Annotated in this window: 20 protein-coding genes, 1 other RNA gene and 1 pseudogene; 1 reads left to right on the plus strand and 21 read right to left on the minus strand. The window is 65.0% G+C overall.

Features of this window, described 5'->3' with window-relative positions:
• Positions 1 to 139: 139 nt before the first annotated feature.
• From VMR03_RS10490 to rnpB, 21 genes and pseudogenes are all read right to left on the minus strand, one after another.
• A pseudogene (locus VMR03_RS10490) lies at positions 140 to 364 on the minus strand (DNA ligase LigA-related protein); the annotation flags it as partial.
• 23 nt (positions 365 to 387) lie between these two features.
• Positions 388 to 2,067 carry a DNA repair protein RecN gene (gene recN / locus VMR03_RS10495; RefSeq protein WP_325404941.1) on the minus strand — a complete coding sequence of 560 codons (1,680 nt, stop codon included), beginning with the start codon at positions 2,065 to 2,067 and terminating at the stop codon, positions 388 to 390.
• 16 nt (positions 2,068 to 2,083) lie between these two features.
• Positions 2,084 to 2,956: an outer membrane protein assembly factor BamD gene (locus VMR03_RS10500; RefSeq protein WP_325404943.1), complete on the minus strand. Its 873-nt coding sequence runs from the start codon at positions 2,954 to 2,956 to the stop codon at positions 2,084 to 2,086.
• 216 nt (positions 2,957 to 3,172) lie between these two features.
• Positions 3,173 to 4,168, minus strand: coding sequence for a UDP-3-O-acyl-N-acetylglucosamine deacetylase (gene lpxC, locus VMR03_RS10505; protein ID WP_325404945.1), 996 nt, complete (start codon positions 4,166 to 4,168; stop codon positions 3,173 to 3,175).
• 208 nt (positions 4,169 to 4,376) lie between these two features.
• Positions 4,377 to 6,050 carry a cell division protein FtsZ gene (gene ftsZ / locus VMR03_RS10510; RefSeq protein WP_325404946.1) on the minus strand — a complete coding sequence of 558 codons (1,674 nt, stop codon included), beginning with the start codon at positions 6,048 to 6,050 and terminating at the stop codon, positions 4,377 to 4,379.
• A gap of 181 nt (positions 6,051 to 6,231) precedes the next feature.
• A complete protein-coding gene (ftsA, locus tag VMR03_RS10515) occupies positions 6,232 to 7,542 on the minus strand; it encodes a cell division protein FtsA (RefSeq protein ID WP_325404948.1) in 1,311 nt (436 codons plus the stop codon).
• Positions 7,539 to 8,597, minus strand: coding sequence for a cell division protein FtsQ/DivIB (locus tag VMR03_RS10520; protein WP_325404950.1), 1,059 nt, complete (start codon positions 8,595 to 8,597; stop codon positions 7,539 to 7,541). The genes ftsA and VMR03_RS10520 overlap by 4 nt, the downstream gene beginning before the upstream one ends.
• Positions 8,585 to 9,508: a D-alanine--D-alanine ligase gene (locus VMR03_RS10525; protein WP_325404951.1), complete on the minus strand. Its 924-nt coding sequence runs from the start codon at positions 9,506 to 9,508 to the stop codon at positions 8,585 to 8,587. The genes VMR03_RS10520 and VMR03_RS10525 overlap by 13 nt, the downstream gene beginning before the upstream one ends.
• The gene (gene murB / locus VMR03_RS10530; RefSeq protein WP_325404953.1) at positions 9,505 to 10,431 is read right to left on the minus strand and encodes a UDP-N-acetylmuramate dehydrogenase; all 927 of its coding nucleotides are present in this window, start codon (positions 10,429 to 10,431) and stop codon (positions 9,505 to 9,507) included. The genes VMR03_RS10525 and murB overlap by 4 nt, the downstream gene beginning before the upstream one ends.
• Positions 10,428 to 11,909 (minus strand): UDP-N-acetylmuramate--L-alanine ligase, encoded by a 1,482-nt coding sequence (murC, locus tag VMR03_RS10535; RefSeq protein WP_325404955.1) that lies wholly within the window; start codon positions 11,907 to 11,909, stop codon positions 10,428 to 10,430. Before murC ends, murB begins: the two co-directional genes overlap by 4 nt.
• Positions 11,909 to 13,099: an undecaprenyldiphospho-muramoylpentapeptide beta-N-acetylglucosaminyltransferase gene (gene murG, locus VMR03_RS10540; RefSeq protein ID WP_325404957.1), complete on the minus strand. Its 1,191-nt coding sequence runs from the start codon at positions 13,097 to 13,099 to the stop codon at positions 11,909 to 11,911. The genes murC and murG overlap by 1 nt, the downstream gene beginning before the upstream one ends.
• A complete protein-coding gene (gene ftsW / locus VMR03_RS10545; RefSeq protein WP_325404959.1) occupies positions 13,096 to 14,244 on the minus strand; it encodes a putative lipid II flippase FtsW in 1,149 nt (382 codons plus the stop codon). Before ftsW ends, murG begins: the two co-directional genes overlap by 4 nt.
• Positions 14,241 to 15,650 carry a UDP-N-acetylmuramoyl-L-alanine--D-glutamate ligase gene (gene murD / locus VMR03_RS10550; protein WP_325404960.1) on the minus strand — a complete coding sequence of 470 codons (1,410 nt, stop codon included), beginning with the start codon at positions 15,648 to 15,650 and terminating at the stop codon, positions 14,241 to 14,243. Before murD ends, ftsW begins: the two co-directional genes overlap by 4 nt.
• Positions 15,651 to 15,653: 3 nt before the next feature.
• The gene (gene mraY / locus VMR03_RS10555; protein ID WP_325404961.1) at positions 15,654 to 16,742 is read right to left on the minus strand and encodes a phospho-N-acetylmuramoyl-pentapeptide-transferase; all 1,089 of its coding nucleotides are present in this window, start codon (positions 16,740 to 16,742) and stop codon (positions 15,654 to 15,656) included.
• Positions 16,742 to 18,178, minus strand: a complete 1,437-nt coding sequence (locus VMR03_RS10560) for a UDP-N-acetylmuramoylalanyl-D-glutamyl-2,6-diaminopimelate--D-alanyl-D-alanine ligase (RefSeq protein ID WP_325404963.1) — start codon at positions 18,176 to 18,178, stop codon at positions 16,742 to 16,744. The genes mraY and VMR03_RS10560 overlap by 1 nt, the downstream gene beginning before the upstream one ends.
• Positions 18,175 to 19,638: a UDP-N-acetylmuramoyl-L-alanyl-D-glutamate--2,6-diaminopimelate ligase gene (locus VMR03_RS10565; protein WP_325404965.1), complete on the minus strand. Its 1,464-nt coding sequence runs from the start codon at positions 19,636 to 19,638 to the stop codon at positions 18,175 to 18,177. The genes VMR03_RS10560 and VMR03_RS10565 overlap by 4 nt, the downstream gene beginning before the upstream one ends.
• A gap of 44 nt (positions 19,639 to 19,682) precedes the next feature.
• Complete coding sequence (locus VMR03_RS10570) at positions 19,683 to 21,455, minus strand: penicillin-binding protein 2 (protein WP_325404967.1); 1,773 nt, start codon at positions 21,453 to 21,455, stop codon at positions 19,683 to 19,685.
• On the minus strand, positions 21,452 to 21,829 hold the full coding sequence (gene ftsL, locus VMR03_RS10575; protein ID WP_325404969.1) for a cell division protein FtsL: 378 nt from the start codon (positions 21,827 to 21,829) through the stop codon (positions 21,452 to 21,454). The genes VMR03_RS10570 and ftsL overlap by 4 nt, the downstream gene beginning before the upstream one ends.
• The gene (gene rsmH, locus VMR03_RS10580) at positions 21,826 to 22,830 is read right to left on the minus strand and encodes a 16S rRNA (cytosine(1402)-N(4))-methyltransferase RsmH (RefSeq protein ID WP_325404971.1); all 1,005 of its coding nucleotides are present in this window, start codon (positions 22,828 to 22,830) and stop codon (positions 21,826 to 21,828) included. The genes ftsL and rsmH overlap by 4 nt, the downstream gene beginning before the upstream one ends.
• On the minus strand, positions 22,827 to 23,303 hold the full coding sequence (gene mraZ / locus VMR03_RS10585) for a division/cell wall cluster transcriptional repressor MraZ (RefSeq protein ID WP_325404973.1): 477 nt from the start codon (positions 23,301 to 23,303) through the stop codon (positions 22,827 to 22,829). Before mraZ ends, rsmH begins: the two co-directional genes overlap by 4 nt.
• A gap of 339 nt (positions 23,304 to 23,642) precedes the next feature.
• An RNA gene (rnpB, locus tag VMR03_RS10590) (RNase P RNA component class A) lies at positions 23,643 to 24,020 on the minus strand.
• Between the two features lie 113 nt (positions 24,021 to 24,133).
• Between rnpB and VMR03_RS10595 the strand changes: the two genes are divergently transcribed.
• Positions 24,134 to 25,068: zinc-binding alcohol dehydrogenase family protein (locus VMR03_RS10595; RefSeq protein ID WP_325404975.1), on the plus strand; the 935-nt coding region annotated here is incomplete at its 3' end.

Raw genomic sequence — 25,068 nt, forward strand, 5'->3', positions numbered from 1 at the left:
GCGGCAGATAGGCTCCTCCTTATGCGCGACGTGGATTGAATGGATTTGATTACGCGCGCCAAATCGATCCGCCCCCAGGCCAGCTACAGATATCCCTATATTAGCGGCGATCCTTCAAGTTGATTGTTCGACCCTTGCCGAAGGCTTCCGTAGGCGCCGCGCCGACGCTCTTCGACGGGCTGTCCTCGCGCACGAGTTCAGGATAGCGCTTCTCGATGGCGTCGTTGCGTTTCCGGAGCGCGTCATAGGCGGCGTCGGAAACCTCCGGTGCGTCTTTCTGGTAATAGAGCCGGTCGTGATGCGCGATCTCCTTCGCAAGCCGCTCCAGCTCCGCGGCGGCTTCCTCGAAGGTGAGCTCTTCCACGGGTTTGTCGTTGGCGCTCTCGCTCACGGATGGCTCTCGATCAATCTGTCTGCGGCGGCGCGGGCTTCGTCGGTCACCGTCGAACCCGCCAGCATGCGGGCGATTTCCTCGCGGCGATCCTGGCGGTCGAGCACGTCGACCCGCGTCGCGACTTTGGCCGTCTTCGATTTCGCCTCGCCGCCTTTCGAAATACGCAGATGGTGCTGCGCGCGGGCGGCGACCTGCGGCGAGTGGGTCACGACCAGAACCTGCGCGGCCTTCGAAAGTTCCGCGAGGCGCAGCCCAACGGCTTCCGCGACTGCGCCGCCGACACCGGCATCGACCTCGTCGAAGATCAGCGTCGGCGCGGAGCCGCGCGAGGCGAGCGCGACCTTTAGCGCCAGCACGAAGCGCGAGAGCTCGCCGCCCGAGGCGATTTTGATCAGCGGCCCGAGCGGCGCACCGGGATTGGTCGAAATCAGGAAGGAGACGCGGTCGAGCCCGTCGGGGCCGGCGTCGTCAGCCGGCACCACCGTCACCTGCGTCTTGAAGGTTGCCTTGTCGAGCTTCAGCGGCTTCAGCTCGCGGGCGACTTCCTGATCGAGTTTTGCCGCGATCTTCTGGCGCGCGGCAGACAGCGCCTCTGCGGCTTTCAGATATTCGGCACGGGCGGCGGCTGCGGCCTGCGACAGCTTCGCGAGCTTCGCCTCTCCGCCTTCGATCTCGGTCAGTTGCTCGCGCAAGCGATCGGCAAGCGCGGCCAGATTGTCGACGGCGACATTGTGCTTGCGACCGGCGGCACGGAGCGCGAAGAGTCGCGTCTCGGCGCGTTCGAGACGCGCGGGGTCGAACTGCAACGCGCGCATGGCGCGTTCGATTTCGTCGCGCGCGTCGGCCGCTTCGACGAGGGTACGGTCGAGCGCCGCGATGCCGGCGTCCAGACGGCCGCCTGCCTGTTCGGCGGCGCGCGAAAGACGCCGCAGCGCCTGGTTGAGCCGTGCTTCAAGCCCCCCGTCGCCCGACAGCGCGTCCTGCGCCTCGGCGAGGTCGACGGCGATCTTTTCCGAATGCATCATCAGCGTGCGTTCTTCGGCGAGCCTGGTTTCCTCGCCGGGCTCGGGCGCGAGTTCGTCGAGTTCGCCGACGACATGGCGAAGGTAGTCCTGCTCGGCCCGCGCCTTGGCGAGCGAGGCCTCATGCTCGGCATAGGCAAGGCGGGCTTCCGCCGCGGCGCCCCAGAGCTTGCGCACCTCGGCTGCTTTCGCCTCGAGGCCGCCGAAGGCGTCGAGCACCGCACGATGGCCGGAGACGTCGAGAAGTCCGCGCTCGTCATGCTGGCCGTGGATTTCGACGAGTTCGTCGCCGATCTGACGCAGCAGGCCGATGCTCACCGGTTGATCGTTGATAAAGGCGCGGGTGCGGCCGTCCTTGGCCTGGACGCGACGCAGAATGAGATCGCCTTCAGCGTCGAGGCCGTTGTCGCGGAGGATGGCGCGGGCGGGATGATCGCTCGGCACGTCGAAGACGGCGGTGACGCTACCCTGATCGGCGCCCTGGCCGACGAGGCCCGCATCGGCGCGCGCGCCGATGGCGAGGCCCAACGCATCGAGGAGGATGGATTTGCCCGCGCCGGTTTCTCCGGTGAGCGCGCACAGACCGCGCGCGAGCGCCAGTTCCAGCCTATCGATGAGCACGATATCTCTGATCGACAGCGCCGAGAGCATGAGGACGAGCCTCTGACTAGAAGACCGAATTCCAGGCTTTGCTGATCCAGGAGTCCTTGTCTTCCTGGGGCTTCAATCCTTGCCCCGCGAGAAGATCGTAGCTGTCCTGATACCAGTCACTGCCCGGATAATTATAGCCGAGGATTGCCGCCGCCGTCTGCGCTTCCGGTTTAATGCCGAGCGACAGGTAAGCCTCCACGAGACGATGCAGCGCCTCGGGCACATGCGTCGTCATCTGGTATTTTTCGATGACCACGCGGAAGCGATTGATCGCGGCGATGTAGTCGTGCTTCTTCAGATAATAACGACCGATCTCCATTTCCTTGCCGGCGAGATGGTCGCGCGTCAGGTCGAGCTTCAGCCTCGCGTCGCGCGCATATTCGCTTTGCGGGAACCGCTGAATGATGACGGTGAGTGCGGCAAGCGCATCCTGGGTCATCTTCTGGTCGCGACCGACGTCGGATATCTGTTCGTAGTAGGAGACCGCGATCAGATAATAAGCGTAGGCGACATCCTTACTGCCGGGATGGAGTGAGATGTAGCGTTGCGCCGTCAGGATCGTATCGTCGTAATTGTTGATCTTGTAGTTCGAGTAAGCGGCCATCAGCGTCGCGCGACGGGCCCATACCGAATAAGGATGCTGGCGCTCGACTTCCTCGAATTCCTGCGCGGCCTTCTGGTAGTTGCCGTCGGCCAGGTAGTCCATGGCCTTGTTGTAGATCTGTTCGACCGGCCGCTCTTCATAGGGCAGCTCATCGTTCGACGAGCACCCGCCGAGAAGCGCCAGCGAAAAGACGACGAGCATACCGACCACGGCGCCGCGCCATGAAGCGACCGCGCCAACCCGAATTGTCCGCGGGATCGAATTCGTCAGAAGAGCCTCAAGCATGCCGGTCCAAGTCCATTTCGTTCGGTCACCCGGCAGGATTGCCCGAAATGAGATTTCGGAACAAGGCCATATCGAAGCGAGTCCGGAGGCTGTCGGATCGCGGGGTCCCCCTCGCCCGACCGTGCCAGTGCATGTTTCTAGCCCAAACGGGCGCCGGAAACCATAGCGACGGATCGGCGGCAAGATGAATTGTCGAGGGGAGAAACCCGCGCGGGATTACTCGGCAGGAACGGCCTGGATGCGGCGGGCTTCCGGGGCAGTGCCAGAGGCCAGGTCCACGATCTCGTAGGCCGAGGCGTCGGCGAACAGGGCGCGAAGCACACGATTGTTCATCGCATGGCCGGCGCGCAAGCCTTCATAGCGACCGATCAGGGGGGCACCCGCAAGCGCGAGATCGCCCACGGCGTCGAGCACCTTGTGGCGCACGAATTCGTCGGCAAAGCGCAGGCCCTCTTCATTCAGGACCTGATCGCCGTCAATGACGACGGTGTTCTCGAGCGAGCCGCCCAGGCCGAGGCCGACCTTCCACATCGCCTCGACGTCCTTCAGGAAACCGAAGGTGCGGGCGCGCAGGATATCGTCCTTGAAGGACGGATCGTTGAAATCCGCCTCGATCGTCTCATGGCCGATAACCGGATTGTCGAACTCGATTTCAAACGCAAGCTTGAAACCGTCGCCCGGCAGAAGCGCGGCGCGCTTCAAACCGTCCTCGACGACGACCGGCTTCAGAATGCGGATGGCGCGGCGCGGCGCGGCGAGCGCCTTCAGGCCGACCGCCTCGATCGTTTCGATGAAAATCTGCGAGCTGCCGTCCATCACCGGAATTTCCGGCCCGTCGATCTCGATCAGCAGATTGTCGAGACCGAGAAAGGAGAGCGCGGCCATCAGATGCTCGACCGTACCGACCGATGTGCCAGTTTCGTTGCGCACAACCGTGGAGAGCGTCGTGTCGCCGACATGATCGAAGCGCGCCGGAAGATCGGTGACCGCGCGGTCGGTGCTGTCGAGGTCGACGCGGCGGAAGACGATGCCGAAGCCGGCAGCGGCAGGATGCATGTCCATACGGATCATGCGGCCGGTGTGAAGACCGACGCCTTCGATCACGACCGGTGCGCTCAACGTCATCTGCGGACAGGCAAGCGGGTTCGCGCGCTCGCGGCGATGAGCCCGCGCCTGTTCCAGCATGATCGTTTCGAATTCGGTCTTGCGCACTGCTTTTACCTTTTGCCCCCGAAATTCCGACTTTGGTTCTAGCAGCGCATAAAATTCGTCACAAATAACAGTTTCTTACGGATTGTTACGGTGCAGCAAAATGCACAAGCCATTGAATCTAAAAACAAAACCTCGCCCAACCGGATAGTGCATCCGGTCGGACGAGGTTTGCCGAAAGCGCCCCCCGCGGGCGCAGGTCGTGGAGGCGTCAGTTGGCCTGGCGTCTCAGGAATGTCGGGATCTCAAGCTGCTCTTCCTCGAAGGAGGGCTGAACCAGCCGCCCTTCGGCCGATGGCGCCAGGCTCGGCGCAGGTTGCTGCGGCTTCGCCGTCTCCTGCGGATGGGGACGGTTCTGCTCGCGGGCAGCGACCGGTTCGCGGCGTTGCGGCGCAACCGGCTCTTCCGGCCGGCGACGGTTGGCGCCGGTCAGCCGCTCGAAGAAGGTCGGCCCTTTCTTGGGTGCCCGGCTCTGCTGAACCGGAACCGGCTTCGCCGCGACATAGCCCTGTTCCGCTCTCACCGTCTGGACACGGTCGAGATCGCCCGGGATATAGGGCCTCTTGGGCTCCGCGATCACCGCATTGGGCGACACCACGGGCTCATCGTGGCGAGCCTGTTGCGGCTGCATGCGCGGCTCGGGCTTGTGGATGATGACTTCCGCTTCGTACTCGTTCGGATCGAAGCCGCCGACCTTCGGCAGCGCGCGTTCCGGCTGATCGAAAGAAAAATCGGACATCGGCTCGTGGCGAGCTTCCATGGCCGGGGCCGGGGCGGCTTCGGCCGCCGGCTGACGCGCCGCCGGCGCGACCGGGCGGGCCGTGGCGGAGAAAGTCGCGGCCTGGCGCACGGGCGCCCGTTCCGCGGCGACCGCCTTTGGCGCCTGAACCGTTTCGACCGGGCGCTGCTGGTTGCGCTCGTCGACTTCGATGCCAGTGGCGACGACGGAGACGCGCATGCGGCCGTCGAGCGCCGGGTCAAACGTCGAACCGACGATGATATTTGCGTCGGGATCGACCTCGGAGCGGATACGGTTTGCCGCCTCGTCCACCTCATAAAGAGTGAGGTCCATGCCGCCGGTGATGTTGATGAGCACGCCCTTGGCGCCCTTCATCGACACTTCGTCGAGGAGCGGGTTCGAAATCGCGGCCTCGGCGGCCTCGACGGCGCGCTTCTCGCCGACGGCCTCGCCCGTGCCCATCATGGCCTTGCCCATCTCGTTCATCACGGTGCGCACGTCCGCGAAGTCGAGATTGATGAGGCCCGGCTTCATCATCAGGTCGGTGATGCCGGCAACGCCCGAATGCAGCACCTGATCGGCCATCGCGAAGGCGTCCGCGAAGGTCGTGTTCTCGTTCGCCACCCGGAAGAGGTTCTGGTTCGGGATGATGATGAGCGTGTCGACATATTGCTGAAGCTCGCGGATACCCTCTTCGGCGAGACGCATGCGGCGCGAGCCCTCGAACTGGAAGGGCTTCGTCACGACACCCACGGTCAGCACGCCCTGGTCGCGCGCAAGACGCGCGATGACGGGCGCGGCGCCCGTGCCCGTGCCGCCGCCCATGCCCGCGGTGATGAAGACCATGTGTGCGCCCTGGATGTGCTCGACGATCTCATCGAGCGCTTCCTCTGCCGCCGCGCAGCCGACCTCGGGCCGCGAACCGGCACCGAGACCTTCGGTGATCGACGCGCCGAGCTGGATGCGGCGATCGGCCGACGAAAGGGCCAGCGCCTGGGCGTCGGTGTTGGCGACGACGAACTCGACGCCGTCGAGACCCGCCTCGATCATGTTGTTGACCGCATTGCCACCGGCGCCGCCGACGCCGAACACGGTGATCCGGGGCTTCAGTTCCTTCGCCTGGGGTACCGTCAATTTGATGCTCATCTCAGCCTCCTGGAAACAAATGGGAAAATCGGGGTCCGTCCTTCCGCCCTCACCGGCGGCGCGGCGCCCGCATGACCGGGCGGTGCCGCGAGCCGGCCCATACGTCCTCCCGGACGCCACCGGCTTCTCGCCCCTTCAAGTGCCCCGCATTCGCTGTGGGCGTGAAAATCGGTCATGCCCATCAGAAGTTCTCCCTTATCCAGCGGCTGAACTTGCGCAAGCCGCCGCGCCCTGCCGCCCCGTCGCCCTCGCTCTCCGCGCCCGCCGTTTCGAGCGGAGAGATCTGCGAGTAGGTCAGAAGTCCGGCGCAAGTCGAGAAGGCGGGCCCACCCGTCGCCTCGGCCAGTCCGGTCAGGCGGATGGGCTGGCCCACCCGCACCTGCTTGTCGAGCATGCGGCTCGCGAGCTCGCGCGCGCCGTTCATCTGGCTCGCGCCGCCCGTCAGCACGACGCGTCGGCCGGCGAGGCGGGCATAACCCGAAGCCTCAAGCCTGTCGCGCACCAGCTCGAACGTTTCTTCCAACCTGGGCTGGATGATGCCGGTCAACATCGATCGCGGAATGTGATTCGCCGAATCGGCATCGCTCTCGCCCACTTGAGGTACGTCAATCATTTCTCTCTCGTCGGAGGGACTTGCGAGCGCGCTGCCATAAAGCGTCTTCATGCGCTCCGCATGGGCCAGCGGCGTCGAGAGTCCTCTCGCAATGTCATTAGTAATGTGATTCCCGCCAATAGACACGGAATCGCAATAGACCATCGCGCCTTCGAAGAAGACGGCAAGTGAAGTGGTCCCGCCGCCCATGTCGATGACGGCGACGCCGAGGTCCATTTCATCCTCGACCAGGCAGGCAAGGCCGCTTGCATAGGGGCTCACCGCAATGCCGGCGACTGAAAGGTGGCAACGTTCGATGCAGAGCTCGAGATTGCGCAAGGGACCGCGCAGCGCGCTCACCATGTGGACATCGACACCGAGCTTTTCGCCGAACATGCCGCGCGGATCGCGCACGCCACGCGCGCCGTCGATGCTGTAGTTGGTGGGCAGAGCATGCAGAACGTCGCGGGCCTCGGGCTGGAAGTTCGCCTGGGCGTAGCCGATGAGGCGCGTCAGGTCTCCGTCCGTAACTTCCGGCCCCGGCACGGCAGCCTTGACGCCGACGGTCTGGCTCTTCGGCTCGGCGCCGGACACGGCGACCACCACGTCGCGGATGGTGACCCCCGCCATGCGCTCGGCGGCGTCGACCGCGACGCGGATCGCCTCTTCGGCCGCATCCATGTCAACCAGCGCGCCGGCGCGGATGCCGCGCGAAACCTGATGACCGATGCCGATGACGCGAATGGGCGCGTGGCCGTTTGCCATGCGCCCCGGTTCGATCTTCGCGATGAAGCAGGAAATCTTGCTGGAGCCGACATCGAGCGCGGCGATGGTGCCCGCGCGGCCCGCCGCCACGGGACGTCCCTGGAATCCCTTGGAACCCAGACTGACCATATTCATGTGTTGCCCCCACTGCTCACGAAGCCGGCTTTCACCGCGCCGATTGCCCCGCCCGAACTCTTCGCCCCGCCGCTCTTGTCGCCGACCCTGGCCGCAAGCGCATCGCCCCGTTCCGCGACAGCGTCGGCCGTCAAGGCGACGCTCACGCGATCCGGCAATCTCAAGTCGACTGATTCGATATCGCGCGACAGAATCTTATATGTCTGATCGAGTGCGACGAGATCGGCAAGCGCCTTTTCAACGCCAACCTCTGGAAGTTTCACATCGACTCCATTTTCGAAGCGGAGATTCCAGCGGCGGTCGCCGACGCGGACGAAGGCGCGCACCCGCGACAGGAGTTGCGGCTGGGTCTGCTGAATCAAATCCAGGATGTCGTGCGCGTTACGTGCGCCGCCGAAGCCGACGACGAAAGGAAGATTGCCGTAGGACTGCACGTTGTCGTCGGTGATGGGCTGGCCGTCCGCATCGACGACGGAAAGCATTCCGCCGCGCTGCCAGATGGCAAAAGGCTGACGCTCGACCACGTCGATACGGATCGCGTGCGGCAGAAGACGGGTGACGGTCGCCGATTTCACCCAATCGACGCGCTCGACGCGCTGGCGAGCGGCTTCCGTATCGACGGCGAAAATCGGATCGCCGCGCGAAACACCGACGGCGGCGAGGAGCGCCTGCGGATCGGCGTGCGTGCGGCCGGTAACGGTTACGTCCTCGACGCTGAAACCGGCGAGCGCGAGGACGCGGTTGCCCTGGAAGGCGACTTCGCGCGCCGCCGAAGAAACATGACCGCCGACGAAGAGGCCGTAGAGTCCGACGCCGACGATGAGAACGACGGTTGCGATCGTGAACGGGCGCATGCCGAAGCTGCCTTCGCGCATTTCCTCGACCCAACGCGTCAGCGCCGAGGCCGGACGCTCGTTGCGACGGCCGAAACTGCGGTCCGCGACAGCACGGCGGCGCCCCGGCGCGATCTTCGACGGCGCGCGCTTCTTCGCCGGGACGGCGCGAACGCCGGTCCGGGACACTGCCTTGCCGCGGCCTCCGCTCACCGATCGCATGATGCGTCCTCCACCATCCAGCTCACCAGTTCGCCGTAGGAATAGCCTGCGAGGTTCGCGAGTTCGGGCACGAGCGAGGTCGGCGTCATGCCCGGTTGCGTGTTGACCTCGAGAAGGATCAGTTCGGGCTTGCCGGCCCGCGTGTCGTCGAAACGGAAATCGGCGCGGCTGACGCCGCGGCAGCCGAGGGCGCGATGCGCGGCGAGCGTCACCCGCTGCACCTCCGCGTAGGACTCCGCGTCGATCTTCGCCGGCACTTCGTGGCGCGAGCCGCCGGCGGCGTATTTCGCCTCGTAATCGTAGAACTGCGTGTTGGCGAGAATTTCGGTCACCCCCAAAATCTCGTCGCCCATGATCGCGCAGGTGAGCTCGCGACCGGCGATGTAGCGTTCCGCCATTACTTCCTCGCCGAGATCCCACTGGGAAGAGGTGAGTTCCGCCGGTGGCCGGTTCTCGCCCTTGCGGACGATGAAGACGCCGACGGACGAACCCTGATTGACCGGCTTGATGACATAGGGCGGCTCGAGCACATGCGCCTTGGCCGCTTCCTCGCGTGGCACGACGATGCTCTCGGCGACCGGAAGACCGGCGGCGCGGAAGACGCCCTTGGCGCGCTCCTTGTGCATGGCAAGCGCCGAAGCCAGCACGCCCGAATGCGTGTAGGGGATGTTCAGGATTTCGAGAAGTCCCTGCACACAGCCATCCTCGCCCCAGCGGCCATGCAGCGCGTTGAAGGCGACGTCGGGCTTCACTTTCAGAAGCTGGTCGGCGATATCGCGGCCGACATCGACCTCGGTGACGCGGTAGCCCTGCTGACGCAACGCCTCGGCGCAACCGCGGCCGGAGACGAGGCTCACTTCGCGTTCCGGCGACCAGCCGCCTTTCAGAACGGCGACATGTTTCTTGCTCATGCCCGTTCCCCTATCCGCTTGATTTCCCATTCGAGGGTCACACCGCTTGTCTGCTTGACGCGTGCGCGCACCTCCTCGCCCAGATCCTCGAGATCGGCGGCGCTCGCATTGGCGAAATTGATGAGGAAGTTGCAGTGAAGTTCCGAGACCTGCGCCCCGCCCTTCACGAGCCCACGGCAACCGGCCGCGTCGATCAACTGCCAGGATTTATGGCCTTCCGGATTCTTGAAGGTCGAACCGCCGGTGCGCGTGCGGATCGGCTGCGTCTCCTCGCGGCGCGCGGTGATCTCGTCCATGCGCTTCTGGATTTCGGCCTTGTCGCCCGGCTCGCCCTGGAAGACCGCCTCGACGAAGATGAGATCTTCCGGTGCGCCGCAATGGCGATAGGTGTAATGCATGTCGGCGTTGGTGAAGACGTGGCGCTTGCCCTGCCGGTCGAGCGCGACGGCTTCGACGAGCACATCCTTCGTTTCGCGCGTATAGGCGCCGCCATTCATGCGCAGCGCGCCGCCGATCGAGCCCGGAATGCCGCGATAGAATTCGAGGCCGGCGATGCCCGCCTCCTGCGCGGCCCGCGCGACCGCAACGTCGAGCGCGGCCGTACCGGCGCGCAGGCGATGACCGGGCAGCGCCTCGATCTGGCCGAAGCCCTTACCGCCCAGACGGATGACGACACCCGCGACGCCGCCATCGCGGACGAGCAGATTCGAGCCGACGCCGATGACGATAATGGGAATATCGGCGGGCGTGCCCGCCAGAAACGCGGCGAGGTCTTCGGCATCGGCCGGACGGAAAAGCACTTCCGCCGGGCCGCCAACGCGGAACCAGGTGAGAGGCGCGAGCGGCGCGCTTTCGATGAGCTCGCCACGCACTTTCGGCAGCCGATCGATCAGGGACGAGGTCGAGGCATGTGCAGCCATCATTTCCCTTTCCCCTTTTTGGCTTTCGACTTGGCGGACTTTTCCTTTTTGTCGTCCTTCTTCACCTTGGTCTTCTTGCCAAGGGCGGCAAGATCGGCCGGGAGCGCGTTGGCCCAATAGGTGATGCTGCCAGCGCCAAGACAGACGACGATGTCCCCCGGCTTCGCGACTTCGGAGACGAGCTTCGGCAAGGCTTCGGGGCTTTCGAGCGCGACCACGTCGCGATGGCCGCGGTCGCGCAGGCCGGCGACGAGCGAGTCCTTATCGGCGCCTTCGATGGGCTGTTCGCCCGCCGTGTAGACGTCGGCGACGATTACCGTGTCGGCATCGTTGAAGCAGGCGCAGAACTCATCGAAGAGATTGTGGAGGCGCGTATAGCGATGCGGCTGCACGACGGCGACGATGCGTCCCTCGGTCGCCGAGCGCGCGGCCTGAAGCACCGCCGCGATCTCGACCGGGTGATGACCGTAATCGTCGTAAATCTCGACGCCGTTCCACGCACCGACATGGGTGAAGCGCCGCTTGACGCCGCCGAAGCCTTCGAGTGCCTTGCGGAACCTCGCCTCCGGGATACCCATCTGCGTCGCGACGCCGATGGCGGCGAGCGAGTTCAGCATGTTGTGGCGACCATGCATCGGTAACTTCACGGCGGAGATTTCGCGCGCGACGCCCGTCTTGCGATCGGTAATCGTCACATCGAAGACGTTGAGACCCTTTTCGACGCGCGGATTGGTGGCGCGGATGTCGGCCTGCGGGCTCGTCCCGTAGGTGATGATGCGACGGTCCCGGACACGGCCGATCAGTGTCTGCACTTCCGGATGGTCGATGCACATCACAGCGCAACCGTAGAAGGGCACGTTCTCGACGAAGGTCAGGAACGCGTCCTTCGCGGCTTCGAAAGAGCCGTAGTAGTCGAGATGCTCGGGGTCGATGTTGGTGACGATGGCAATCGTCGCCGGTAGCTTGACGAAAGTGCCGTCGGACTCGTCGGCCTCGACCACCATCCACTCGCCCGCGCCGAGGCGCGCATTGGTGCCGTAAGCGTTGATGATGCCGCCATTGATGACGGTCGGATCGAGGCCCGCGCCGTCGAGGATCGCGGCGACGAGCGAGGTCGTCGTCGTCTTGCCATGCGTGCCGGCGATGGCGACGCAGGATTTGAGGCGCATCAGCTCGGCGAGCATTTCGGCGCGGCGGACGACGGGGAGGAAGCGCGCGCGGGCTTCGACGAGCTCGGGATTGTCCGGCTTGATCGCCGAGGAGACGACGAGCACCTGCGCGTCGGCGAGGTTCTTCGCCGCATGACCGACCATCACTTCGATGCCGAGGCCGCGCAGGCGCTTGACGTTGGCGCTGTCGGCGACGTCGCTGCCCTGCACCTTGTAGCCGAGATTATGCATGACTTCGGCGATGCCGCTCATGCCGATGCCGCCGATGCCGACGAAGTGGATAATGCCTATGTCGAGTGGCGCCGGGCGCATCAACAGCCTCCCTGCGCTAGAAGAAGTGGGCCCGGAGACTGCACGTCGTCTTCCGGTTGAGATATGGCGCGGACGGCGTTGAATTCGCCACGTCCGAGCATTTCGACGAGATCGGCGAGCTTGCGGACTGCATTGGGCTGGCCCTGCGCCAGCGCCGCTTTTGCCGCTCGGGCGAGCGTGTCGGGATCGGCGAAGAGCGCGGCAAGCCTCTCGGCGAGCGCGCCTTCGGTAAAGTTCTTCTGCTCGATCATCCAGCCGGCGCCTGCCCCCTCGACCTTTCCGGCATTCGCCTTCTGGTCGTTGTCGAGCGAATGCGGCAGCGGCACGAGGATCGACGGGCGGCCGATGACGCAGAGTTCGCTGACCGTCGAGGCGCCGGAGCGACCGATGACCAGATGGGCCGCCGCGATGCGCTTCGGCATGTCGTCGAAGAAGCTTTCGAGCGTCGCGTGGATGCCGGCGCGGTCATAGACGTCGCGGACGCGATCGAGGTCTTCCGGCCGCGCCTGCTGCACGACGGAAAGACGCCCGCGCAGGGCATCCGGCAATTGCGCCAGCGCCGCAGGTACGACATCGCTCAACACGCGCGCACCCTGGCTGCCGCCGAAGACGAGAAGATGAATTGTGTCCGTCGCACCCGGCGCGGCATAGGGCGCGCCGGCTTCGGCGATGACGGCGTCGCGGACCGGGTTGCCGGTGACGACGAGACGCGCGGCATCGCGCGATTTCAGGAATTTCGGCGCGGCGAAGGTCGAAGCAATCGCCTGCACGTAAGGCGCGACGAGCCTGTTGACGCGGCCGAGCACCGCGTTCTGTTCATGAACACAGGTCGGAATGCGGCGAAGCAGCGCGCCGGCGACCGGCGGCAGCGTCGGATAACCGCCAAAGCCGATCACCGCGGCCGGTTCGACGCGGCCGAGAATGCCGAACGCCTGACCGATGCCGGAGACGATCGCGGGCGCCGCCTGAAGGATACCGGCAAGGCCGCGATTGGTCGGCGTCGCGGACGGGACGGAAAAGATGTCGGCGCCGGGAAAGAGTTTGTCGAAATGCGTCACGCGCTCGTCGGTCATCAGCACGATCTGCCGGCCACGACGGCGCAGTTCCTGTGCAAGCGCCTGACCCGGGAAAAGATGTCCTCCCGTGCCGCCGGCGGCGATGACGATGGGGCCTGTGGGGCGGAGCTTCATGCGTGCGCCCTCTTTCCGTTGGGCGGCGTCACATGGCTGCCGGCGCGGCGGCGCGTCAGCGCAAGCAACATGCCCATGGTGTAGCCGAGCGCGATCATCGAGGAGCCGCCATAGGAGATGAAGGGGAGCGTCATGCCCTTTGCGGGAATCAGATTGACGTTCACCGCCATGTTGATGAGCGCCTGCAAGCCGAAGAGCGCGATGAGACCGCAGGCGGCGAACTGGACGAAAAGGTCCTGCTCCTCCATGGCGCGATTCAGTGTGCGCAGCACGACGAAGCCGAAGACGCCGATGATGATGAGGCCCGCGACGACGCCGTACTCCTCAGCCGCGACGGCAAAGATAAAATCGGTATGCGCGTCGGGCAGGATGCGCTTTACCTCGCCTTCGCCAGGGCCGCGGCCGAAGAAGCCGCCGGTGTGGAAGGCATCGAGCGCGCGGTCGATCTGATAGGTGTCGCCCGAATCCGGATTGAGGAAACGATCGACGCGGCTCGCGACATGCGGCATCAGCGTATAGGCGGCCAGAGTGCCCACCAATGCGAGCGTGCCGAGAGAGACGATCCAGCGCCAGGAAAGCCCCGCCATGAAGAAGATCGCGCCGAAGACCATCGTGACCAGCATCAGCTGGCCGAAGTCCGGCTGCATCGCGAGGATGCAAACCACCATGCCATAAAGCGCGAGAGCGATCGGCGTACCGGGGAAGCCGGGCGTGCGCTGCGCTTCCGCGAACATCCAGGCGGCGAGCACGATGAAGGACGGCTTCACGAATTCCGACGGCTGGATCGCGAGCGGGCCGATCTGGAGCCAGCGATGCGCCCCCTTCACCTCCGGCCCGATGACCAGCGTCAGCGCCATCAGCATGAAGGCGATCAGGAAGGTGACGGCGGCGAGGCGGCGTACCTGGCGGACGTTGAGCAGTGAAACGCCGATCATTGCCGCGATGGTCGGCATGAAGAAGAAAAGCTGGCGATAGACGAAATGAAACGGCGGCAGGTGGATACGCATCGCAACCGCGGGGCTCGCGGCGAGCGCGAGAACGCCGCCGATCAGCATCAAGCAAAAGAGCGCGAAGAGCGTCCACTTGTCGACGGTCCACCACCATTCGGCGATCTGGCTGCGATTGGTGCGCGCGAGGCGGATCATGCCGATGCCCTCCCCTTTTCCGAGAGATGCTTCAACACGAGATCGCGGAAGGCGTCGCCGCGCACTTCGAAATTCGGATACTGGTCGAAGGACGCGCAGGCCGGGGACAGGAGAACGACGCGCAGCTCATCCGTCGCCGCCTCGGCATCGTTCGCCGCGCCTTCGACCGCGCGATCGAGCGTCTGCGCTCGCGTGTAACCGACCTTGCCGTCGAGCGTGCGCGCGAATTCGTCGCTCGCTTCCCCGATAAGGTACGCGTGGCGGATACGCGGGAAATATTCGGTCAATGTCTCGATGCCGCCTTCTTTCGATTTACCGCCGAGAATCCAGTAGATGTTTCGATAGGTCGCGAGAGCCTTCGACGTCGCATCGGCATTCGTTGCCTTGCTGTCGTTCACGTAGCGGACGCCGTCCTGCTCGGCGACGATCTCCATGCGATGCGCAAGGCCGGGGAAGCTTTCGAAGGAGGCGAGAATCCTGTCGCGCGAGAAGCCGAGCGCGCGGCCGGCGGCATAAGCGGCCGCCGCGTTCTGCCAGTTGTGCGCGCCGGCCAATGTCCGCAGCGGGTGCAGATCGCCCACCTTCTGCGTCTGTGTGCCCGTGCTGTCGTAGAGAATACCATCGAGCACATAAACGCCGCGGCCAAGCGTCTTCCCGATCGAAACGGGCACGACTTTCTGGGTCATGGCGGCGGAGACCGAGGTGCAGATGTCGGAGGAATAGCTATCGTCGACGCCGACGATCGCCGTGTCCTCGGCCGTCTGGTTCGCGAAAAGATGGGCCTTGACCGCCGCATAGTTCTCGATCGTGCCGTGACGGTCGATATGGTCCGGGGTGACGTTGAGCAGGATCGCGACATCGGGCGCAAATCCCGGCGCGAGGTCGAGCTGATAGGACGAGACCTCGATCACATAGACGCTGGTCGCCTTGGGCGGCTCGAGTTCGAAGACCGGCTTGCCGATATTGCCGCCGACCTGCGCATCGCCACCGCAGCGCTTCACCATATGGCCGATCAGCGCCGTCGTCGTCGATTTGCCGTTGGTGCCGGTGATCGCGACGACACGCGCGCCTGTATTGTCCGCCTTCAACGTACGGCCGAGAAGTTCGATGTCGCCGATGATTTCGACACCCGCAGCCGTCGCGCGCTTCGCCGACCAGTGGGGTTCGGGATGCGTCAGCGGCACGCCGGGGCTCAGGATCAGCGCGGCGACGTCGCTCCAGTCGCGCGTCGCGAGATCCTCGAGCGTCACGCCGGCTTCGGCGGCCTCGACACGCTTTGCCTCGGTATCGTCCCAGGCGATCACTTTCGCGCCGCCGGCCTCGAGCGCGCGCACGGTCGAGAGCCCGGATTTCCCGAGCCCGAAGACCGCCACGACACGTCCGGCAAAACCGGCGACAGCAATCATGTCCTACCTCAACTTCAACGTCGCGAGCCCCACCATGGCGAGGACGACGGCAATGATCCAGAAACGGACGACGACGGTGGGTTCCGCCCATCCTTTCTGTTCGAAATGATGGTGCAACGGCGCCATGCGGAAGACGCGCTTGCCGGTCAGCTTGAACGACGCGACCTGGACGATGACGGAGACGGCCTCGAGTACGAAAAGACCGCCGATGATCGCGAGCACGAGTTCGTGCTTGGCCGCGACCGAGATTGCGCCGAGCGCGCCGCCCAGGGCGAGCGAGCCCGTGTCGCCCATGAAAACCATGGCGGGCGGCGCATTGTACCAGAGGAAGCCGAGACCGGCGCCAATCAGCGCCCCGCAGAACACCGCAAGCTCGCCGGTGCCCTGGACGAAATGGATTTGCAGGTAGTCGGCGAAGAGGACGTTGCCGACGAGATAAACGATGAGGCCGAGGCTCGCCGAAGCGATCATCACCGGCACGATGGCGAGGCCATCCAAGCCGTCGGTCAGGTTCACCGCATTCGACGAGCCGACGATAACGAGCGCGCCGAAGACGAAGAAGAGCGGTCCGAGCTGCAGCAGAACGCCCTTGAAGAAGGGCACGGTCAGCGCGGTGGCGAGCGGCTCCTTGGCGACCGAGACCAGCGCCCACATGGCGATGAAGGCGATGATGAATTCGAAGAAGAGTTTCACACGCCCCGGAACGCCCTTCGGCGAAATCTTGGAGACTTTGAGATAGTCGTCGGCGAATCCGACCGCGCCGAAGCCGAGCGTCACCAGAAGCACAACCCAGACATAGGGGTTGGAGAGATCGGCCCAGATCAGCACCGACGGCACGAGGCCGACGAGGATCAGGAATCCGCCCATGGTCGGCGTACCCTGCTTCTGGACGATGTGCGTCTTCGGTCCGTCCTCGCGGATCGGCTGGCCCCTGCGCTGGCGCGCCTTCAGCAGCGCTATGATGCGCGGGCCGAAGAGAAAGGTGATCAGCAACGCGGTCAGCGTCGCGCCGCCGGTACGAAAGGTGATGTAACGGAAGACGTTGAGCGCCGCCCAGTCTTTCGACATACCCGCCAGAAAATCGTAAAGCATCAGGCTTCCCCCCTGTTGCGCCGAATGCTTTCGCTGTCGTCGTCGCCAAGCGCAAGCAACGCATCGACAATCGGCCTCATCCGTGAACCGTTCGATCCCTTCACCATCACCACATCGCCCATCTGGATCGCGTCGACGAGAGGTGCGATCAGGCCGTCCGACGTTTCCGCGTAGACGCCACGGCGATCTTCCGGCAGCGCCAGGTAGAGTTCGCGCATGTGGGGACCGCAGGCGAAGACGAGGTCGATATCGGCGCGCGCGAGCGGCACGGCGACCTCGCGATGCAGCGCGATCGCTTCCGGCCCGAGCTCCAGCATGTCGCCGAGCACGGCGATGCGACGCGCCCGCGCGCCTGGCTCGGTCTGGCCGAGCGCTTCGATCGAGGCGCGCATGGACGCAGGATTGGCGTTGTAGCTTTCGTCGATCACCGTGAAAGGCCGGCCCGGCGCGTCGACACGGTGGCGCTCGCCACGCCCTTTCGGCGCTTCGAGATGAGCAAGCGCGAGGGCCGCCAGCGCCAGATCGGCGTCGAGAGCATGAACGCAGGCGAGCATGGCCAGGCTGTTCTGGACGATGTGGCGGCCAGGAACCCCGAGCTTGTAGGTAATGGGCGTCCCGCAGATCGTCGCCGAGACGCAGGAACAGGTTTCCTTCAGCACCACTTTTTCCAGATGCGCATCCGCTTCGGAATGTTCACCGAAGGAGATGATGCGGCCGGCGCCCGCCGCCTTCGCGCGGGCTTCGAGACGCGCAAAATGCGGGTTGTCGCGGTTGAGGATCGCGACGCCGCCCTTCTGCAGCCCGTCGAAGATCTCGGCCTTGGCGTCGGCAATTTCCTCGACCGAGTTGAAATAGGCCATGTGCACGGCTTCGACCGTCGTAATCAGCGCGACGAAAGGCTCGACCAGCTTCGAGAGCGGCGTGATTTCGCCCGAGTGGTTCATGCCGATCTCGAAAATGCCGAACCGCGTGTCGGCGGGCATACGCGCGAGCGAAAGAGGCACGCCCCAGAGATTGTTGTAGGAAGCAGCCGAGGCATGGGTCGGCCCCTGCTCCGACAGGACCATGCGAAGCGCTTCCTTGGTGCCGGTCTTGCCGACGCTGCCGGTCACCGCGACGACCTTTGCACCGGCGCGGCGGCGCGCCGTGCGGCCGAGCGCATTCAGCCCTTCAAGCGCGTCGGGCACGATCACGAGCGGCCCGGCGGCGCGCATCGCGTCGGTGACGTCGGAGACGAGCGCGGCCGCCGCGCCACGCTCGAAGGCTTTGGCGACATAGACGTGGCCGTCGGTATTCTCGCCCTTGATGGCGACAAAGAGGTCGCCCTTCTCGAGCGACCGGCTGTCGATCGAGACACCGTTGGCGGTCCAGTCGGCACCTTCGGATGTGCCGCCGGTCGCGGCGAGAACTTCGGCGCGGGTCCAAAGCGGCTTCATGCGCCACCTCCGGCTGCAATCGCGTTGGCGGCGGCTTCAATCGCCTCATGATCGGAGAAATGGATGGTCTTCGCGCCGACAATCTGGCCGGTCTCATGACCCTTGCCGGCGACGACCAGCACATCGCCTGATTTCAACTCGCGCATCGCCGTTTCGATGGCCTTTCCACGGTCGCCGATCTCGATCGCGCCCGGCGCGGCGGCGAGGATCGCGGCACGGATCGCGGCGGGGTCCTCGCTGCGCGGGTTGTCGTCGGTCACATATACAATGTCGGCAAGCTTCACCGCCGCCGCGCCCATCTGCGGACGCTTGCCGGGGTCGCGGTCGCCGCCGCAGCCGAAGACGACGACGAGGCGCTTTTTGGTATGAGGGCGCAGCGCTTCGAGCAGGTTCACCAGCGCGTCGGGCGTATGAGCGTAATCGACATAGACCGAGGCGCCGTTCGCGAGATGCGCGACCTCCTCGAGGCGGCCCTTGGCGCCCTTGATCGTTTCCAGCGCCGCGAAGACCTTGCCCGGTTCGCCGCCGCAACCGATGACGAGGCCGGCCGCGACCAGCGCGTTCGAGGCCTGGAAGCCACCGACCAACGGCAGGTTCACATTATAGTTGCGGCCCTCGTGCACGAGATCGAGGACCTGCCCGCGCGCCGTCGGCTTCGCGCCGAGGAGGCAGATACCCCTGCCCTTGCGCCCGACGGAAACGATGCGATGCCCGCGCGCCCAGGAGACCGCTTCGAATTCGGCGTAGTAGTCCGCGTCTGCATTGAGAACGGCGACGCCGCCCGGCGCCATCACCTCGCCGAAGAGGCGGAGCTTGGCGTAGGCGTAGTCGTCGAAGCTCTCGTGGTAGTCGAGATGATCGCGCGTGAGATTGGTGAAGGCGGCGGCCGAAACTTTCACACCGTCGAGGCGATACTGCGCGAGGCCGTGGCTCGACGCTTCCATCGCGAGATGCGTCACGCCCTCGTCGGCGAGTTCGGCAAGCGCCGCCTGCAGCGTCACGGGGTCGGGCGTGGTGTGGCCGAGCGGGCGCTCGCCCTTCGGCCCGACGATGCCGACCGTGCCGAGGCTCGCCGCTTGTTCGCCGAGCGCCGTCCAAATCTGGCGCACAAAGGTCACGATCGAGGTCTTGCCGTTGGTCCCGGTGACGGCGACGACGGTGCGCGGCTGTTTGCCGAAGAAGCGCGCGGCCATCAGTGCGAGGCGACGACGCGGGTTGCGGTCGGCAATGACCGGCACGGCGACGGAAATATCGGCTTTCGTGTCCACAAGAATCGCGGCGGCCCCTTGCGCGATCGCCTGGGGAATGAAGGTCGTTCCGTCGATCTTCGTTCCGGGCAGGGCCGCAAAAAGAAAACCGGGCTTCACCTCGCGACTGTCCGCCGTCAGGCCGAGGATCTCCGTTCTCCCCGCATCGGGAAGGTCGGAGAGCTCGGGTCCGATGAGCGTCGCGAGCTGCATGTCAGCCAGAATTCCCAATCGCCTGCGTCCCAATCGCGAACAGTCTAGTCGCCTGCATTTCCATTCCCGGTGTCGTAGGTCACGAGCTTTGCCTCGTGGATCATGTCGTTCTGTCGCGGTTCCTGTTCGATCGGCTGAAGGCCGAGCAGCGGCGCGACGCGAGAGATGACGCGCGCGGTGACGGGCGCCGCATTCCAACCCGCCGTCGCGTAGCCGTAAGTCGCCTTCGATCCCTGCGGCTCGTCGAACATGATGAGCATCGTGTAGCGCGGATTTTCGGCCGGAAAGGCGCTGAGGAAGGAGGAGATCAGCCTGTGCTTTGCGTAGCCGCCGCCCACTGCCTTCTCGGCCGTGCCCGTCTTGCCCATGACCGGATAACCCGGGACGTCCGCCTTCTTGCCCGTGCCGTCGGTGACGACGAGGCGCAGGAGGGCGCGCATTTCCTGGCTCACTTCGGTCGAGATGAGGCGCGGGCCGACTTTCGGGCTTTCATGATGAAGGAAGGTCGGCGTGACCTTGATGCCGCCATTGACGATGGCCGAGAGCGCGGACACGACCTGGACCGGCGTGACCGCAATGCCTTGCCCGAACGAGGCAGTAATCGTCGACAGCTCGCTCCAGGGCGAAGGGATCAGCGGCGCACCGGCTTCGGGAAGTTCGATCTCCGGCTTGGACAGCAGGCCGAAGCGGCGAAGATAATCGCGATAGGCGTCGGTACCGAGTTCGAGTGCGATCTTCGCCGTGCCGATATTCGACGAGTACATGAAGACTTCAGGCAAGGAGAGCCAGCGGTTCTCCGCGTGATAGTCGTGGATCGTGAAGCGCGCATATTTGATCGGCTGGGTTGCATCCAGACGAGAGTCGAAGCGGACCTTGCCGGAATCGAGCGCGGAAGCCAGCGTCACCGCCTTGAAGACGGAGCCCAGCTCATAGACGCCGAGCGTCGCCCGATTGAAACGTGCGTCGTCGGAGACGACCATCGGATCGTTCGGATCGAAGTCGGGCAGCGAACTCATCGCGACAACTTCACCCGTATAGGCGTCCATGATGATGCCGACCGCGGCCTTCGCCCTGAATTCGGCCTGGCCCTTCTCGAGTTCGTCGCGCAGCGCAAACTGCACGCGCGAATCGATCGACAGCGCGATCGGTTGCGCACGCGGTCCGCCCTCGTCGCCACGACCGAGCTTCATCGACCTGTCGATATAGCGCTCCATCCCGGCAATGCCGCGATTGTCGAGATCGACCATGCCGAGAACATGCGACGAGGTGTGCCCGTTGGGATAGACGCGCTTCTGCTCGCGGCGGAAGGCGAGACCGGGCAGCCCGAGATAATGCACCGCATATTGCTGCTTCGGCGTGAGGTCGCGCTTCAACCAGATGAAGGCGCGGCCCGTTTCGAGCTTCGCCGCGATTTCTTCCGGGTTGAGTTCGGGGAGGACGGACGCGAGCTGGCGCGCCGTGTCCTGCGGATCGACGATGGCGCGACCGTCGGCATAAAGAGAGGCCGTAACGATGTCGGTCGCCATGACGTCGCCGTTGCGGTCGACGATGTCCGGGCGGTGGATGGGGTCAGGTTCGCCGGCCGCCGCGAGGCGCGGGCCGCTGTCGCCGCCGACGATGGCAAGCTCGACGAGGCGCGCGCCGACGAGCGAGAAGCAGGCGGCGAACAAAGCAAGCGCGAGAAAGATGCGGCGCTCGGACGGCGTGCGCGCATCCTCCTGCCCCATAACATGCGGCATGCGCGGCTTGGCGATCGCATCGTATCCGGCGAGGACGACGCGGCCGCGCGATGAAGGCTGGTTGCGGCGGCCGATCATTGGATCGTCCTTTCGCCGGCGCCGACGTCTTCAGGCGCGACGCCGGCATAACCTGCGGGCGGGCGGCGCGTCACGGGCGCATAGAATTCGTCGGCCTTGTGCGGCACGGGCACGTCCTGGAAGGAACCGATCTGCGAGGCCTTCAGCGCTTCGAGCGTCGTATAGCGCTGCGCGAGCTGCTGCAGCCGCTCCGGCTGATTGAGGTAGCTCCATTCGGCGCGGAGGACGCGAATGCCTTCCTGCTCGCTCGCGATGTCACGTTCGATCTGGCTCGCACGCTTCTCGGCCGCTTCGGCCCGATACTTGATGTCGTAGAGCCCGGCGGAGAGACAGATGACCGAGATCACGAGAATGATGTTCAAGGTGCGGATCATGCGTGCCCCTCCATGATGGTAGGCATGCGGGCAAGGCCGAGATCGGCGAGATCGAGGGCGAATGCCGGGGCCGAGGTGCGCTCGGCGGCGCGCAGCTTCGCGGAGCGGGCGCGCGGATTGATATCGGCCTCGGCTTCCGACGCCTTGCGCGCCTTGTGTTCGATTTCGCGGAAGGACGGCGTCGCCTCGTCGGTTTCCGGCATGAAACGGTTGGCGCGGGCGGCGCGGCCCGAACGCGCAGTGAGGAAGCGCTTCACGACGCGATCCTCAAGCGAATGGAACGTGACGGCGGCAAGGCGACCGCCTTCGCGGAGCATGTTTTCAGCGCCGGAGAGGCCGCGCGCGAGCTCGCCGAGTTCGTCGTTCACGTAGATGCGCAGCGCCTGGAAGGTGCGCGTCGCCGGATGGATGCGATCCTGCGGGCGGCGGCCGATGACGCGGGCGACCGTGTCGGCGAGCGCCAGTGTGCGCTCGAAGAGTTCCGCCTCGCGCGCCTTGACGATGGCGCGGGCGACGGCGCGGGCGCGCTTCTCCTCGCCATAAACGGCGATGATGCGCGCCAGATCGCTCTCGTCGAAAGTGTTGACCACATCGGCGGCGGAGACACCCTGGCCGCTCATGCGCATGTCGAGGGGGCCGTCCTTCTGGAAGGAGAAGCCGCGCTCGGCTTCGTCGATCTGCATCGAGGACACGCCGAGATCGAGAACGACGCCGTCGACCGCGTCATGACCAAGGTCGCGCACAAGACGCGCCATGTCGCCGAAGCAACCTTCGATCAGCGTCAGGCGACCGGCGAATTTCGACTGCAGCTCGCGGCCGCGCAGGATGGCGCTCGGATCGCGGTCGATCGCGAGCACGGCACAATCGGCGCTGCCGAGAATGGCGCGCGTATAGCCGCCAGCGCCGAAGGTGCCGTCGACATAGATACCGCCGTCCTTCGGCTGAAGAACTTCGAGCACGTCGTCGAGCATGACGGGAATATGCGGTGTGCGTTCGCTCATCGCGCGCCTCCGACGGGCGGAAGCGCGGCGGTCGATTTCAGCAGGTCGCCATGCGCGCGCGCCTTTTCCAGCGCTTCGGCGCGGAAGGCTTCGAAGGCCTTCGGCTCCCAGATCTGAAACTTCTCGCCGAGGCCGACAAAGGTCGCCTCGTCGGCAATGCCGGCATGGGCGCGCAATTCTTCCGGCAGCACGATGCGGCCGTCGCTGTCGAACATCAGCTCGGCGCTGTCGCCGATCAGCACGGAAGCGAGCATGTCGCGCTCGGCGGAAAACGGATCGAGACGCTGCAACATCTGGTCGATGGCATCGGCGAAGCGCGGACCGCTGCCTTCGATGAAGCGCCCCTGAAACGAGGGAAAGCAAACGACGCCATTGAGGCCCTGCGAGGTCGCAACAGAACGAAACTTGGCCGGCAGCGAGACGCGACCCTTCGCATCGATCTTGTTGGTGAAACGCCCCCGGAACGACTCCATTGGCCGTGCTCATTTCCTGTTCGGCGGCCCGGTCCCCTCGGGTATCGCCCTATCCCCGCCCGAAGCGCGGGTGCCGGCTGGGCCGGTGTAGCTGGTCTCCGGGACATCATGGAATAACATGGGAAAGCTTGGAACGTCAATGGGAAAACCTAGTAATTCCGCGCATTTGCATGGAGTCGCGACTGGTTAAGCCGGGATTGAGGCCGTCGAATATTTGAGAACATAAGTAGAACAATCGAACCTCTCCCACGCTGTTCCATGCCATACCGGCACAGTGCGGCGAGACGAAGCCGCTGCTTCGTCCGAATTGCGACTTGGCGCCGCGGCATGCGGAAAGAAAATGTCAGATGGCCTGTAAGCCGGGTTCTGTACCCTTGCGGGCGATGGCCATTCATCTGGGACGCCCGTTGCCGGACGCCTCGTGCAACCAACCCGGGCGACAACCCGGAAACGGGTCTTGCCGGCGAACCGGCAATGCCGCCCCTATTTGGTCTTGCTCCCGGTGGGGTTTGCCGTGCCGCTTCCGTTACCGGTCGCGCGGTGCGCTCTTACCGCACCGTTTCACCCTTACCCGGGAGGTCGAAGCCTTGGCCGGGCGGTCTGTTCTCTGTGGCACTTTCCCTGGGGTCGCCCCCGCCGGCCGTTAACCGGCACCGTATTTCCGTGGAGCCCGGACTTTCCTCTGCCCCGAAGGACAGCGGCCATCCGGCCATCTGACCCTCTGCACATAGGGGGCTTTGGAAACGGAAGCAAGCCAGACGCAACGGCCTTGTAGTCGGCGCCCCGAGCCACGACATTGCCCGGACAAGCCATCAAACAGGGAGACGTCCATGAAAGCCGCCGTCTATTACGAAAACGGTCCGCCCAGCGTGCTGAAATATGAGGATGTGGAGGATCCGGCCTGCCTGCCGCAAGGCATCGTCATCAAGGTCGAGGCCGTCAGCATCGAAGGCGGCGACACGCTGAACCGGGCTCGCGGCGAGCTCGCTACGCGCCCGCATATCGTCGGCTATCAAGCGGCGGGCACCATCGTCGAAGTCGGCGCGGAAGTGACGGACTTCAAGGTCGGGCAGCGGGTCACGACGGTGAATGTCCATGGCAGTCACGCCGAGCTGCGTTCGGTCTTCGCGCGTACGGCTTGGCCGGTGCCGGACAGTCTCGACATCAAGCAGGCGGCCGCAATTCCGGTCCCCTTCGGTACGGCGGACGATTGCCTTTTCGAGTTCGGCCATCTGAAGGCCGGCGAAACGGTTCTGATCCAGGCCGGTGCGGGCGCCGTCGGTCTCGCCGCGATCCAGCTTGCCAAACGCGCAGGCGCAACCGTCATCGCCACGGCCTCAAGCGACGAACGTCTCGAGAAGCTCAAGGCGTTCGGCATGGATCACGGGATCAACTACGCCAAGCAGGATCTCGTCGCCGAGGTGAAGCGCCTCACCGACAATCGCGGCGTCAATCTCGTCGTCGATCCGGTCGGCGGCACGACGTTGCAGAAGTCGATCCTGTCGCTCGGTTATCGCGGCCGCGTCTCCTTCGTCGGCAATGCCGGCCGCGAGCCGATGGTCGTGGACGTCGCGACAATGATGGGCGGGAACCAGTCGCTTTCCGGCGTCTTCCTCGGCGCCGAGATTTTCACCGACCGCGTCCATGCCAACATCCAGCGCCACATCGACGATGCGGCGGCGGGAAAGCTCAAGGTCGTGATCGATCGGGAGTTCTCGTTGAAGGATGCGGCGGCGGCGCATGAATATATCGAGAGCCGCAAGGC

Origin of the sequence: Parvibaculum sp., assembly GCF_035511255.1 — a bacterium.
Taxonomy (GTDB): Bacteria; Pseudomonadota; Alphaproteobacteria; order Parvibaculales; family Parvibaculaceae; genus Parvibaculum.

What these genes read in the sequence shown, in the direction of transcription:
- murD (WP_325404960.1), bottom strand. Translation starts at nt 15,650, where the DNA reads ATGATTGCTGTCGCCGGTTTTGCCGGACGTGTCGTGGCGGTCTTCGGG.
- murC (WP_325404955.1), bottom strand. Translation starts at nt 11,909, where the DNA reads ATGCGCCCGGCGCCACTCGACATAGGCATTATCCACTTCGTCGGCATC.
- ftsL (WP_325404969.1), bottom strand. Translation starts at nt 21,829, where the DNA reads ATGATCCGCACCTTGAACATCATTCTCGTGATCTCGGTCATCTGTCTC.
- mraZ (WP_325404973.1), bottom strand. Translation starts at nt 23,303, where the DNA reads ATGGAGTCGTTCCGGGGGCGTTTCACCAACAAGATCGATGCGAAGGGT.
- ftsW (WP_325404959.1), bottom strand. Translation starts at nt 14,244, where the DNA reads ATGATCCGCCTCGCGCGCACCAATCGCAGCCAGATCGCCGAATGGTGG.
- murG (WP_325404957.1), bottom strand. Translation starts at nt 13,099, where the DNA reads ATGAAGCTCCGCCCCACAGGCCCCATCGTCATCGCCGCCGGCGGCACG.
- VMR03_RS10565 (WP_325404965.1), bottom strand. Translation starts at nt 19,638, where the DNA reads ATGCAGCTCGCGACGCTCATCGGACCCGAGCTCTCCGACCTTCCCGAT.
- VMR03_RS10500 (WP_325404943.1), bottom strand. Translation starts at nt 2,956, where the DNA reads ATGCTTGAGGCTCTTCTGACGAATTCGATCCCGCGGACAATTCGGGTT.
- VMR03_RS10520 (WP_325404950.1), bottom strand. Translation starts at nt 8,597, where the DNA reads ATGCGATCGGTGAGCGGAGGCCGCGGCAAGGCAGTGTCCCGGACCGGC.
- recN (WP_325404941.1), bottom strand. Translation starts at nt 2,067, where the DNA reads ATGCTCTCGGCGCTGTCGATCAGAGATATCGTGCTCATCGATAGGCTG.
- ftsZ (WP_325404946.1), bottom strand. Translation starts at nt 6,050, where the DNA reads ATGAGCATCAAATTGACGGTACCCCAGGCGAAGGAACTGAAGCCCCGG.
- rsmH (WP_325404971.1), bottom strand. Translation starts at nt 22,830, where the DNA reads ATGAGCGAACGCACACCGCATATTCCCGTCATGCTCGACGACGTGCTC.
- VMR03_RS10570 (WP_325404967.1), bottom strand. Translation starts at nt 21,455, where the DNA reads ATGATCGGCCGCCGCAACCAGCCTTCATCGCGCGGCCGCGTCGTCCTC.
- mraY (WP_325404961.1), bottom strand. Translation starts at nt 16,742, where the DNA reads ATGCTTTACGATTTTCTGGCGGGTATGTCGAAAGACTGGGCGGCGCTC.
- murB (WP_325404953.1), bottom strand. Translation starts at nt 10,431, where the DNA reads ATGATGGCTGCACATGCCTCGACCTCGTCCCTGATCGATCGGCTGCCG.
- VMR03_RS10525 (WP_325404951.1), bottom strand. Translation starts at nt 9,508, where the DNA reads ATGAGCAAGAAACATGTCGCCGTTCTGAAAGGCGGCTGGTCGCCGGAA.
- VMR03_RS10560 (WP_325404963.1), bottom strand. Translation starts at nt 18,178, where the DNA reads ATGAAGCCGCTTTGGACCCGCGCCGAAGTTCTCGCCGCGACCGGCGGC.
- ftsA (WP_325404948.1), bottom strand. Translation starts at nt 7,542, where the DNA reads ATGAATATGGTCAGTCTGGGTTCCAAGGGATTCCAGGGACGTCCCGTG.